We start from the raw sequence: 12,722 nt of genomic DNA on the forward strand, positions 1-12,722 counted from the left end.
GACAGTAAGAGCTGCTACTTCAAGAATTGTGGAGAAGCAAAGAATTGTAAATGGGGGATTAACTGTCTGTATAATCCCGTTTCTGTTCAGGGGCCTTTGGATCATACCTTTGTGGTGCTGACACTCAGTGTAGGATAAAAAACTGCCACTGAGTAAAGTTTCAATTTATCAATGAAGTGATGTAAAGGGGGAAATCATTTGTCGGAGATCGTTCTTGAAATAAAGGATCTGAGCACTCATTTTTTCACCGATAGAGGAGAAGTGCCAGCAATAGAGCAAGTCAGCATTCGAGTACATAAAGGTGAAGTAGTAGGAATTGTCGGGGAATCAGGTTGCGGAAAAAGTGTTACTTCCTTATCCATCATGCAGCTGGTGCCGAGTCCCCCAGGGAAAATTGTTTCCGGAGAAATAAACTTTAAAGGAGAAGACCTTGCGCCAGCCTCAGAAAAGCGTATGAAAAAAATCCGGGGAAATGAAATATCAATGATATTTCAGGAACCGATGACGTCCTTAAACCCATTGTTTACCATAGGAAACCAAATGATAGAAGCACTTCGGATACATCAAAAAGTAAGCAAAAAGGAAGCAAGGGAAAAATCAATCGAAATGCTGAAACTCGTCGGTATACCGAGAGCAGAATCAATTATCGATGAGTACCCACATCAACTTTCCGGTGGAATGCGGCAACGGGTTATGATTGCCATGTCCATGTCCTGTAATCCTGAACTTCTTATTGCTGATGAACCTACAACTGCACTCGATGTTACGATTCAGGCCCAAATACTTGAGTTAATGCGCAAATTAAATAAGGAGAAAGATACGGCGATTTTATTAATAACACATGATCTTGGTGTAGTGGCGGACATATGTGATCGGGTAATTGTGATGTACTCGGGACAAGTGGTAGAAGAAGGAACGAAAAGAGAGGTACTTAAAGATCCAAAACATCCGTATTCCAAAGGATTAATCCGATCCATACCTAAACTTCATGGGAGGGAAGAGAAACTCTATTCCATACCGGGAACTGTACCTAAACCGAAAATGGATAGGATAGGCTGTCGATTCGCTCCAAGGTGTGAATTTGCCTTTGAACGTTGTTTTAAGGAAAATCCCGGTTTATATCCAACGGGAGATGGAAGATCCAGCCGCTGCTTTTTATACGACAAGTCGGAAGGGGACAAGAAAATCAATGCAGCAACAAATAAAGAAGCCACTATTGGAGGTTAAGGGCCTAAAGAAGTATTTTCCTATAAAAGGCGGGGTGTTTGGGCGCACAGTTGGAGAAGTCAAGGCAGTTGATGGCCTATCATTCAATGTCTACGAGGGAGAGATACTTGGCATAGTTGGTGAATCAGGATGTGGCAAGTCAACAGCGGGAAAAGCCATTTTAAGGCTTATCGAACCATCGGAAGGCAGTGTGAGATTTGAAGATGAAGAAATAACGAGTTTAGGTGCGGAAGAGATGCGAAGGCTGTGGCGGGATATGCAGATTATTTTCCAGGACCCGTATGCATCGTTAAACCCAAGGCATACAGTCGAAAAAATTATCGGGGAACCATTATTGATTCACGGTAACACTTCGAAAAAGGAACGTAAAGACCGTATAAAGCAATTACTTGAAGTAGTTGGATTAAATGCTTATCATGCCTCTCGCTATCCTCATCAGTTCAGTGGAGGACAAAGACAGCGAATTGGCATTGCAAGAGCACTGGCAAATAATCCGAAACTGATTATTTGTGATGAGCCTGTCTCGGCGCTCGATGTTTCTGTGCAAGCACAGGTTTTAAATTTAATGGAAGAATTACGCGACGAGTTTAATCTCACGTATGTATTCATAGCACATGATCTAAGTGTCGTGAAGCATATCAGTGACCGTGTCGGGGTGATGTACTTAGGGAGAATGGTTGAATTAACGGATAAAGATGAATTGTATGATAATCCGAAACATCCTTATACACAGGCACTCTTATCGGCAGTTCCGGATCCGGACCCTGATATTGAAAAAGAAAGGATCATTCTTAAGGGAGATGTTCCAAGCCCGGCAGATCCGCCATCTGGCTGTACTTTTCACACGAGATGTCCCGTTGCGATGGATATCTGCAAGCAGGTTAAACCGGATTTTTTACCTATTGAAGATAATCATTTTGTTGCTTGTCATCTTTATCATGAAGAGCAGCAGAATATATCAAATAATAACTTAGTAAAAGAGGGGGCACGATGATGAAGTCAAAAAGATTATTCTTATTTACCCTGTTGTTTGCATTCCTTTTGGTGCTTGCAGCCTGTACCGGTGATGGAGGGGCAGATACCGATGCAACGACTGAGGATGGGGAAGCAGACGCAGCGGAGAAAGCTGAAGCAAATGATGGTGAAGATAATGAAGCAGCAGCCGGGGATCAAGTTCTGGTATTTGCCCGTGGAGGGGATTCTGAAAGTTTGGATCCGGGCAGCACAACAGATGGCGAATCATCCCGTGTGACGAAACAGGTACTTGAAGGCTTGTTGGATTTCGATAAAGATTCATTTGAACTTATACCGGGTCTGGCCCATGACTGGGAAGTATCGGAAGACGGACTGACCTATACATTCCATTTGGAGGAAGGGGTCACATTCCATGATGGTACAGATTTTAATGCGGAAGCTGTAAAAATCAACTTTGAGCGCTGGGCAGATCCTGAACATGAGTATGCTTTTACTGATGATGGGTACGTATACTCTATGTACGGAACAATGTTTGGTGGCTATAAAGGTGATGATGGACATGTGATAGAAGCGATTAATGTCATTGATGATCATCAGATTGAATTTGTATTAAATCAGCCATTAGGATTTTTCCTGCAAAATTTAGGAATGAGTTATTTTGGAATTACTTCTCCGACAGCACTTGAAGAATATGGTTCTGAAATCAATGAGAATCCAGTAGGAACAGGTCCATTTGAGTTTGTGAGCTGGAATAAGGACGATTCGATTATACTCGATAAATTCGATGGCTATCGCAAAGATGGCTTGCCAAAACTGGACCGGGTCATTTTTGAAGTTATCCCGGATAACGCTGCTCGCTTAATTGCATTGCGTGCTGGAGAGATAGACATTATGGATGGGTTGAATCCGGATGATGCTGCAGGTATCGAGGCGGAAGCTGGGTTAGAATTGTTGACACGTGCTGAAAATAATTTTGGTTATGTCGGGTTTAATGCACAAAAAGCGCCTGTTGAAAGCAAAGAGGTTCGCCAGGCAATCAGTTATGCAATAGACAACCAGGCAATCGCCGATGCTTTATATGCAGGTTATGCCACTTCCGCGAAAAATCCATTACCACCAGGATATTTAGGTTACAACGATGAGGTTGAAGGCTATCCATATGACCCAGAGAAAGCAAAGGATTTACTTGCTGAAGCGGGGTATGATAGTGGGTTGGAAATTGAACTGATGATGTCACCAACAGCAAGGCCTTATATGCCAGATCCGGAAACAGTTGCTCAAATTGTACAAAGCAACTTAGCCGATGTTGGTATTGATGTGACAATTACAAGTCACGAATGGGCACCATACTTGGAGCAGACAATAAAAGGTGATCATCAAATGTTCATTCTGGGCTGGTCTGGAACCAATGGAGATCCAGACTACTTCTTAAGCAGCCTTCTCCATGGATCAAATGTCGGAAGCAGTAACCGTACATTCTATCAAAACGATGAAGTTGATGAACTGCTGGATGGTGCAAAAAGAGCAGTAGATCAAGCTGAGCGTGCCGAACTCTATATGCAGGCACAGGAATTGATTTCAGAAGATGCACCTATGGTTACATTAGTGCATTCAACACCTGTTATGGCCATTTCTGAACGTGTACTGAATTATGTGCCTCATCCATCAACTAGCGAATCATTAGAAGAAGTGGAATTAGCGGAATAAAGCTATGAAGAGGTAGTAGTCAACTTGCTGCTACCTTTTTTAATTAGAACATAAGATTTATAAATGGGTGGAAGATTGGGGTGATGTGATGTTTGCCTATATTATGCGTCGTTTGTTAATGCTCATACCAGTTCTTTTGGGCATGACTTTAATTACTTTTTCTATTGTACATCTTATACCAGGTAACCCTGCCCAGGTGATTTTAGGTGAAACTGCTTCGGCACAAGCTATTGCAGATTTGGAAGAGAATATGGGATTGACGGAGCCGTATTTTGTTCAGTATGGCATTTATCTTACGGATCTGCTTCAAGGGGATCTGGGCACTTCATTACGTTCAAAGTCAGCTATTTCCAGTGAAATCTGGCCTTACATAGCAGCTACCTTTGAACTGACTGTATTTGCCATGCTGTTTGCCATTTTTATCGGGGTGAATGCTGGAATCATAAGTGCTTGGAAGCAGAACACCTGGTTCGATTATTTGGCCATGCTGATTGCTCTAATCGGTGTTTCCATGCCTGTGTTCTGGCTTGCATTGATGGAGCAATGGGTCTTTGCGCAGGAACTTGGATGGCTGCCGGCATATGGGAGACAGGAAAGCAGAGATCCGATCGCGGCAATTACTCATTTTTATGTGCTGGATTCATTAATACACTTAGACTTTGACCGGACAGTCACTATTTTAAAGCATTTGGTTTTACCAAGTATCGCTTTAGGGACCATTCCAATGGCGATCATTGCGAGAATGACGCGGTCCAGCATGCTTGAAGTCATGAAATCTGACTATATCAGAACGGTTCGTGCCAAAGGTTCTGGTCAGTTTTTGATAATTTACAAACATGCATTAAAGAATGCAATGATCCCTGTTCTGACGGTAATTGGACTGCAGGCTGGCGTACTTCTGGGCGGTGCAATTTTGACGGAAACGATTTTCAGTTGGCCGGGTATAGGAAGGTATGTGTATGAAGCGATAAGCTACAGGGATTATCCTGTTATTCAGTCTGGCATTCTGGTGATTGCGTTTATTTTTGTCATGATCAATTTAATTGTTGATATCCTTTATAAAAAAATTGATCCACGGATTAAATATTAAGGGGGATTGCAAATGTTATTAAAAGACAAGGATGAACATACTGAACAGCAAATAGCAAACCCTGCAAAAGTGGGACAACAGTTTGATCCAGAGGAAATTGATGCAATCTCCCCGTGGAAGGATACGCTCAGACAATTAACGAGAAATCGTTTTGCTGTCATTGGATTTATGATTATTGTGCTGTTTGTTTTGCTTGGAATAGCTGCACCATTACTGACACCTTATGCTTATCAGGAGCAAAATCTTGTTAACCGACTGCAACCACCATCGGCAGAATATTGGTTTGGCACAGACCATATTGGCAGGGATGTATTTACAAGATTGGCGTTTGGTGCGAGGGTGTCACTTCAGGTGGGATTCTTTGCAGTCTCTGGTGCATTGATTTTTGGTACGTCGCTGGGAATTATAGCAGGGTATTTCGGTCGCTGGATCGATATGATTATATCACGGATATTCGATATATTATTGGCATTTCCGAGTATCCTGCTGGCAATTGCCATCGTTGCCATTTTAGGACCTTCGCTTGAAAATGCGTTAATTGCAATAGCCATTATTAATATTCCAATATTTGGTCGGCTTGTACGTTCAAGGGTGATCAGCTTACGGGAAGAAGAGTATATTATGGCTGCAAAAGCCCAGGGGATGAAAAATGGACGGATCATTCTTCATCATATTTTACCAAACAGCACCGCTCCGATAATTGTGCAAGCAACATTAAGTTTTGGTACAGCAATACTTGAAGCGGCTGCACTTGGCTTCCTTGGTTTGGGTGTTCAGCCGCCAACTCCCGAGTGGGGTCAAATGCTGGCGGATGCACGTGATTTCATTCAGCTTGCACCCTGGACTTTAATTGCGCCGGGCGTTTCGATCATGCTTGTTGTGCTGGGATTTAATTTAATTGGGGATGGATTAAGAGATGCACTCGATCCCAAAATGAAGAATTGAATGAAATTGAAGGTGTATACTATGTATGGTAAAGGGAATCTCAGTTGGGATTCCCTAGAAATATGAAAATTAACGTAAACCGTAATTTGTTAATGTTGATGGCTCTCTTCTTCTTCCTCTTCTTCATCGGCAGCTTCCTCGTAGTCATCTGGTGAAGCATTACCTACGATCACTTCCTTAAGTGGCATTGTATGGAGATCTCTTGCAGTTGTGTGAGCATGTATTTCATATATGCCATCTTTTTCAAATGTTGCTTCAGCTGTATAGGAACCATCCTTATTATTATCGGACTCTATCATGATGTTGTCATCTCTTTGGCCTTTTTCCCATACCTCGAAGACTACTTCATCAGCATCTGTTACAGGTTCATTGTCATAGGTCACAATCGCTGTTAAATCAATTGATTCATTAACTTCTGCCGTTACTGGAACCTCAAAATCCACCTCAAGTATCGGCAATTCCTCTGATTCCTTTTCATCTGCAGATTCTTCATTCCCATTGCATGCCGCTAAAGTAACTATTACAAGCAATAGCAGCCATTGTTTTCTTAGCATTGTCAGTCCTCCGATTCTATAGTAATAACAATAATCCGTAGTTGAATCAGCTACAGTATATCATGGAAGACTCATTTAATTAATTGAACGTTTGGTGAAATGAAGCAGCACCTTGTGAATAGAACCATAGCTTATAAATATATTGACACTATTAAAAAATTCAAATAATATGTAATATGTAAGCGGTTTATGATAAACTTTTACAAATCTTACGGTAATACAACAATTAAAGGGGGTAATTTATATGAACAAGACAAAATTAGGCTATTTATTAGCTGTAATCCTATTAACTGGAATTATTCTGGCGGCCTGTGGAAACGACGATGATGCTGATTCATCTGAAGATGGAGATGGTGAAGGATTAGATACGAATATAGTGACCATTGCTACTGGAGGGGCTTCAGGACCTTATAATATAATTGCAACAACATTGGCTGAAAAATATAGCTCGGAGTATGGTGTTAACTCCAGGACGCAGACAACTGGTGCTTCTGTTGAAAATGTTAACTTAATTGAACAGGATAAAGTTGAAATGGCATTTACGATGAGTGATGTTGTCAGCCAGGCGATTAATGGTGAGGTTAGTTTCGAGGAGCCTGCAGAAAAATTAAATCAAATCGCTGCCATGTATCCGAACTATGTTCAAATCGTAACGACTGCAAACTCAGGAATCGAAACATTTGAAGATTTAAAAGGAAAGCGAATAGCGGTGGGAGATCAAAACTCCGGGGTTGAGGTAAATGCCCGTACGCTTCTGAACGGCCATGGTATTACATACGATGACATTGAAGTTGATTACCTGGGTTATGCCGAAGCAGCCGATGGACTACGTGCAGGTCAATTGGACGCAGCATTCCTGACAAGTGGCCTTCCGAATGCTTCCTTACTGGAATTATCGGAAACATTGGATATCCGACTGGTTACTATTGACCCGGCAGATGTGGAAGAGATTGCTCAGGATGAATCCTATTTTGTAGCTATGGAAATCCCTGCTGGCACATATGGCAATGATGAGCCCATTCCGACAGCAGCAATTATGAATGCATTAGTGGTACATGCCGATATGAGTGAAGATGATGTTTATGAACTGACCAAAACTTTCTTTGACAGTCTTGATAGTCTGGTAAACTCACATCAGGCAGCTGCAGACATTTCACTTGAAGCAGCACAGGAAGGGCTTGTAGCACCTATACACCCAGGGGCAGAACGCTACTACAATGAACAGTAAAAGGTTTTTATGGAGCGCATGTATACTTGTGCTCCTCTTTTCTCTTTTTTTCAAAATACCTGTTATTAAACTTGATTTCGGACATGCCATCTATTATTTGGAGAAGGATGAATTCGAATTAAGGTGGATTCATTCCGTTGAAAAGGAAGAATGGGTGGAAAAATATATACGGGACAGTGATGAACTGATCCTTACAGAAACCTATTTCAAGACATTTGGTGCAGGTGTTCCATCAGATGGGGAAATTATGGGTTTGCATGATGGTTATATCCATATGAAGATAGACCAGCGATTTCGGGAGTTGAATCTGACTGTCTCGGAAAATGTAAAAACAACCATAATCAGTGACAATGCCGAGCTACCCTTATACGAAATAATTAGTGACTACGAAAGTGTAATTATCTCCATAGAATATTTACATATTTGGGAGTACATTGGAGGCGAATTTTTATGACAGAAAAAAACGATCATCCTGTAATGGATAAAACTACTCCCGAAGTAGTTGATACTAAAAAGACGCAGGAAGTATTGGAAAAGTATGACGCCGAATCAAGAGTAAGAAATGTAAAAAACAGAAATATCGCGATTTTTATTTCACTGATTGCAATTTTATATTCTATCTATCATCTCTATGTTACATATAACCCAATTCCCGCCCTCTTACAAAGGTCAATCCATATGTCTGTGGGTATGGCACTTGTATTCCTTATCTTTCCTACATTCAAAAAGCAAAACAGAGCAGCCATCCCTGTATATGACTGGGTGCTGTTTCTATTAAGTATCGCTTCTTCTTTATATTTAATTGTTGAGTATAACGCCATAGTAACCACACGTGGCGGAATTCCAAATACAGTTGATATTTTGTTTGCAATCATGACTGTACTGTTGGTGCTTGAGGCTGCAAGGAGGGTTACCGGTCTTATTTTACCGATATTGGCTTTGATCTTTCTCTCATATCCTTTCTTCAGCCATATGGATTGGCTTCCAAATATGCTGATAACAAGAGCCTTTGATTTAGGAGACATCTTCGGTCAATTGTACTTGAAAACGGAAGGTCTATTTTCCACGGCAATTGGTGCTTCCGTGCAATTTATATTCCTGTTTATCTTGTTTGGAGCTTTCCTGACAAAATCAGGAATGGGTCAGTTGTTTAATGATCTGGCAATGGCGCTGGCGGGGAGTAAGCAAGGCGGACCAGCGAAAGTTGCAGTGATTTCCAGTGGATTTATGGGAAGCATCAATGGAGCTGCAGTAGCCAATGTAGTAGGTACCGGGTCCTTTACGATACCTTTAATGAAAAAAATCGGATATTCCAAAAACTTTTCCGGAGCTGTTGAAGCCAGTGCTTCAATTGGGGGCCAGATTTTGCCGCCGATCATGGGTGCGAGTGCATTCATTATGGCAGAGACGACTGGGATAGCGTATGGAACAATTGCCCTGGCAGCATTGATTCCAGCGGTACTCTATTTTCTTGCAGTTATTATGCAAGTCCATTTTCGGGCCGGCAGAAGAAATTTAAAGGGCATTCCAAAAGCTGATTTGCCGCGGGCGAAGGATGTATTAAAAGAGAGAGGTCACCTGCTTCTCCCCATCGCCGGGCTTATTTTGATGCTTTATATGGGGATACCTGTAAGCTTCTCAGCGTTTTACACAATCATTCTTACAGTAATCATAGCTTCTCTCCGGAAAGTCAGCCGGATGGGGATAAAAGAGATTTTAGGAGCTTTGGAAGATGGTGCAAGACAATCCTTATCCGTAATGATTGCCTGTGCGGTAGTGGGAATTATCATCGGTGTAGTTAACCTGACCAGCTTTGGTTCAGTGATGACATCAGCGATCACAAGTATCGGAGCAGGTTCGCTATTCCTGACACTATTCCTTACCATGATTGCGTCTATTATCCTTGGAATGGGATTACCTTCCATCCCGGCTTATATCATCACTGCGACAATGACAGCACCTGCGCTTGCTGAATTTGGTATTCCGATTTTGGTTGCACATTTATTCGTATTTTACTTCGGTATATTTGCAAATATTACACCACCTGTAGCACTTGCAGCGTTTGCCGGAGCTGGTATTTCCGGCGGAGATCCGATGCGGACAGGATTCACAGCTTTACGCTTGGCGTTAGCAGGTTTCATCATTCCATATCTGTTCGTCTATAATCCTGCTATGCTGCTTGTTGATGTTACAGGGTTGCCTGTAAATGCTACAGAGTTTCCGCTTCCGCCAATGATGGAAGTGATATTGATTACAATCACGGCGGTTATTGGAATAGTAGGTCTTGGAGCGGCATTGGAAGGCTATTTCCAAACATATGTAAATGTATTTCTCAGAATTATATTAGGTGCAGGCTCACTCATGATGATTATCCCGGAAACAGTTACCGATATAATTGGATTCATCGTGGTCGCAGTTGTATTTGCTGTGAATATCATAAAAAGCAATAGAGATGCAAGCGTACCAAAATCAGCAAGCTGAGACTGTTATACGAGTAACTAGATTCCCAAAAAGAGGTGTAAGAAATGAAATTATTAAGCTATCAAACAAAAGGTGCCGACTCCTGGAAGATGGGCTTTATGTTGGAGGATAAAGTGATTGATTTGCATACTGCATACCAACGCATGCTTATTTCCAAGTCAGAGACGGGTGCTTCACCTGCAAGTGAACAGGATATCCCAAATGATCCCGCTGCGTTCTTCGCTGGTGGCGATCATTTAATAGAGAAAGCGAAAGAAGCCTATAATCATCTATTGCATACAGATAATAGAGAAGGTTTTTGTTTTGATAGAGAGGAAGTTACCCTAGGAGCTCCAGTACCCTCTCCGTCAAAAATTATTTGCATCGGGAAAAATTATGCAGACCATGTTGCTGAAATGCAAAGTGAAATACCGAATTATCCAGTACTTTTTGCCAAGTTTGCGAATGCCTTGATTGGACCGGAAGATGCAATTGAAAAAACAGCCTCTACCGAGAAACTGGATTACGAAGTGGAGCTCACAATTGTAATTGGGAAAAAAGCTTCCAAAGTGAATAAAGAGGATGCTTTAGATTATATTGCAGGATACTCGATTGGCAATGACACATCAGCCCGTGATCTTCAAAAAAGAACTCCACAATGGCTGCAGGGTAAAACATTGGACCGCACAACACCAATCGGTCCATGGGTAGTAACAGCAGACGAAGTAGGGGATCCTTCCAATTTATCCATTAAATCATATGTTAACGGGGAAGAAAGACAATCATCGAATACAAGTCATCTGATTTTTGGCGTTCCTTTTCTGATAGAGTTCATCTCTGATTTAATTACATTAAACCCAGGAGACATTATCATGACAGGTACACCAGACGGAGTAGGTTTTGCAATGAACCCACCCCAATTTTTAAAGGATGGAGATACTGTGACATTGGAAATTGAAAAGGTAGGCACAATGGAGAATGTGGTAAAAGAAGTTTAAGGATAATAATAAGAGAAGTTCCGACTATAGGAGCTTCTCTTTTTTACAGGTGGGAAAGTATAAAATTACCAGAATAAGTACAACTAAGGCTGTCACCGAAGGGCTTGGTACAGTGATAGCTTACGTTTAACAATATCTTCCTGAATTAACTGTATAAATATTTTTAAAATTTATACATAGGAATGACATTTACTTGGAATAATGGCAAAATAGAAGGAGAGTGATTTGATTGAAGGAGTGTGATGATCTTGAAACAAAAACTAGTCTTGAAACAATCATTACAATGGAAGATGAATCAATCACTAATGCAGTCGATCAATATTCTTCAGCTTACGAGCAATGATCTGATAGAGTATTTAAAGGAAGTTGCAAAAGAGAATCCGTTAATTGAAGAAGTGGATTCGGATATGGATTGGGAGCAGTTCCGCCCTGTTCACTCCAATGTAGAATCAATCGGTGAGTTCAATCAATCGGTACAGACGATGTATGAGCAATTGAAAGGGCAATTATTCATGCTGCGGATGGACAATGATTTAAGACCTATCGTTGAATTTGGTATTGATTCTTTAAATGAGGATGGATATTTGGATATCGAATTGGAGGAATGGGGGAGTACATGTGACACGACAATCGAAACTGTTGAAGAAGCATTAATAAAAATTCAGTCATTGGAACCAGCAGGAATCGGTGCAAGAAATCTTCAGGAATGTATTTTGCTGCAGTTGAAACAATTTAACAATTACGATCCTTTTATGGAAAATTTACTATTAGAACACCTGGAGTTGATTGCAGATGCAGATTTGGATTCAATCTGTGAAATATATGGCATTTCAATCGAAGAGGCAAAAAGTGTAATCGACAATATAAGATTGTGCAATCCGAAGCCAGGTCGACAGTTATCAACAGCAGAACCAGAATATATCATTCCGGAAGCGACCATTTATAGAGAAGAAGGGCAGTGGAAGTTATCTTTTTATAAATGGGCAACACCAAAAATAAATCTTAATCCCCAATATGAAAACTTAAAAGACCCAGCGAATGAAGCTACCGATTATTTAAAGCAAAAGTACAAGGAAATTGATACACTTAAACAGGCTATCTATTACCGTGGAAATACATTGGAACGTGTGATACGCGTGATCATGGAGAAACAGCTGGATTTTTTCGAAAGTGGGCCAAATGGGATCCAGCCACTTACTTTAAGAGAAATAGCGGGAGAATTAAACCTCCACACTTCAACTGTCAGCAGGGCAATCAGTCAGAAATATGTGCAAACCACACAAGGCGTACTGCCGCTAAAATTCTTTCTGCAAAGTGGCATTAGAAAAGGAGATGGCAATTTTACAGCTGCGTTTGCTATTAAGCGGCATATTAATGAGATGATAAAAATGGAGGATAAAAAAAAGCCATTATCGGACGAAGCTATAAAAAAGAAACTAAAGAACGAGTACGGCATCGATGTAGCGAGACGTACAGTGATGAAATATCGTGACCAGCTACATATACCACCTTCCACGAAAAGAAAACAGGGGGAATAG

11 protein-coding genes are annotated in these 12,722 nt (G+C 41.1%); 10 read left to right on the forward strand and 1 reads right to left on the reverse strand.

The window, feature by feature from the left end; all coding sequences use genetic code 11:
* The first annotated feature begins 198 nt into the window (after window positions 1-198).
* From A4245_RS07715 to nikC, 5 genes are all read left to right on the forward strand, one after another.
* On the forward strand, window positions 199-1,227 hold the full coding sequence (locus tag A4245_RS07715; protein WP_067727142.1) for an ABC transporter ATP-binding protein: 1,029 nt from the start codon (window positions 199-201) through the stop codon (window positions 1,225-1,227).
* Window positions 1,190-2,221: an ABC transporter ATP-binding protein gene (locus A4245_RS07720; protein ID WP_324609846.1), complete on the forward strand. Its 1,032-nt coding sequence runs from the start codon at window positions 1,190-1,192 to the stop codon at window positions 2,219-2,221. Before A4245_RS07715 ends, A4245_RS07720 begins: the two co-directional genes overlap by 38 nt.
* Window positions 2,221-3,909: an ABC transporter substrate-binding protein gene (locus A4245_RS07725; protein WP_067727143.1), complete on the forward strand. Its 1,689-nt coding sequence runs from the start codon at window positions 2,221-2,223 to the stop codon at window positions 3,907-3,909. Before A4245_RS07720 ends, A4245_RS07725 begins: the two co-directional genes overlap by 1 nt.
* A gap of 88 nt (window positions 3,910-3,997) precedes the next feature.
* The gene (locus tag A4245_RS07730; RefSeq protein ID WP_067727144.1) at window positions 3,998-4,999 is read left to right on the forward strand and encodes an ABC transporter permease; all 1,002 of its coding nucleotides are present in this window, start codon (window positions 3,998-4,000) and stop codon (window positions 4,997-4,999) included.
* Between the two features lie 12 nt (window positions 5,000-5,011).
* The gene (nikC, locus tag A4245_RS07735) at window positions 5,012-5,944 is read left to right on the forward strand and encodes a nickel transporter permease (RefSeq protein WP_084268727.1); all 933 of its coding nucleotides are present in this window, start codon (window positions 5,012-5,014) and stop codon (window positions 5,942-5,944) included.
* An 89-nt stretch (window positions 5,945-6,033) separates the two neighbouring features.
* On the opposite strand, the gene A4245_RS07740 is transcribed toward nikC, so the two are convergent.
* Window positions 6,034-6,498: a FixH family protein gene (locus A4245_RS07740; RefSeq protein ID WP_067727145.1), complete on the reverse strand. Its 465-nt coding sequence runs from the start codon at window positions 6,496-6,498 to the stop codon at window positions 6,034-6,036.
* 244 nt (window positions 6,499-6,742) lie between these two features.
* Here A4245_RS07740 and A4245_RS07745 point away from each other — a divergent pair, with 244 nt between their 5' ends.
* The 5 genes from A4245_RS07745 to rpoN all read left to right on the forward strand — a co-directional run bounded on the left by A4245_RS07745 (window position 6,743) and on the right by rpoN (window position 12,722).
* A complete protein-coding gene (locus A4245_RS07745; protein ID WP_067727146.1) occupies window positions 6,743-7,726 on the forward strand; it encodes a TAXI family TRAP transporter solute-binding subunit in 984 nt (327 codons plus the stop codon).
* Window positions 7,716-8,180 (forward strand): DUF1850 domain-containing protein, encoded by a 465-nt coding sequence (locus A4245_RS07750; RefSeq protein ID WP_084268728.1) that lies wholly within the window; start codon window positions 7,716-7,718, stop codon window positions 8,178-8,180. The genes A4245_RS07745 and A4245_RS07750 overlap by 11 nt, the downstream gene beginning before the upstream one ends.
* A 23-nt stretch (window positions 8,181-8,203) precedes the next feature.
* Window positions 8,204-10,207, forward strand: a complete 2,004-nt coding sequence (locus A4245_RS07755) for a TRAP transporter permease (RefSeq protein WP_157087683.1) — start codon at window positions 8,204-8,206, stop codon at window positions 10,205-10,207.
* Window positions 10,208-10,251: 44 nt separating this feature from the next.
* Window positions 10,252-11,184, forward strand: a complete 933-nt coding sequence (locus tag A4245_RS07760) for a fumarylacetoacetate hydrolase family protein (RefSeq protein WP_067727148.1) — start codon at window positions 10,252-10,254, stop codon at window positions 11,182-11,184.
* Window positions 11,185-11,432: 248 nt separating this feature from the next.
* Complete coding sequence (gene rpoN, locus A4245_RS07765; protein WP_067727149.1) at window positions 11,433-12,722, forward strand: RNA polymerase factor sigma-54; 1,290 nt, start codon at window positions 11,433-11,435, stop codon at window positions 12,720-12,722.

It is taken from the genome of Oceanobacillus damuensis (genome assembly GCF_001618145.1).
GTDB classification, from domain to species: domain Bacteria; phylum Bacillota; class Bacilli; order Bacillales; family Amphibacillaceae; genus Oceanobacillus; species Oceanobacillus damuensis.

Bases quoted from the DNA above. Each gene is read 5' to 3' on its own strand.
- nikC (WP_084268727.1), top strand. From the start codon at position 5,012: ATGTTATTAAAAGACAAGGATGAACATACTGAACAGCAAATAGCAAAC.
- A4245_RS07745 (WP_067727146.1), top strand. From the start codon at position 6,743: ATGAACAAGACAAAATTAGGCTATTTATTAGCTGTAATCCTATTAACT.
- A4245_RS07740 (WP_067727145.1), bottom strand. From the start codon at position 6,498: ATGCTAAGAAAACAATGGCTGCTATTGCTTGTAATAGTTACTTTAGCG.
- A4245_RS07750 (WP_084268728.1), top strand. From the start codon at position 7,716: ATGAACAGTAAAAGGTTTTTATGGAGCGCATGTATACTTGTGCTCCTC.
- A4245_RS07755 (WP_157087683.1), top strand. From the start codon at position 8,204: ATGGATAAAACTACTCCCGAAGTAGTTGATACTAAAAAGACGCAGGAA.
- A4245_RS07730 (WP_067727144.1), top strand. From the start codon at position 3,998: ATGTTTGCCTATATTATGCGTCGTTTGTTAATGCTCATACCAGTTCTT.
- A4245_RS07725 (WP_067727143.1), top strand. From the start codon at position 2,221: ATGAAGTCAAAAAGATTATTCTTATTTACCCTGTTGTTTGCATTCCTT.
- A4245_RS07720 (WP_324609846.1), top strand. From the start codon at position 1,190: ATGCAGCAACAAATAAAGAAGCCACTATTGGAGGTTAAGGGCCTAAAG.
- A4245_RS07760 (WP_067727148.1), top strand. From the start codon at position 10,252: ATGAAATTATTAAGCTATCAAACAAAAGGTGCCGACTCCTGGAAGATG.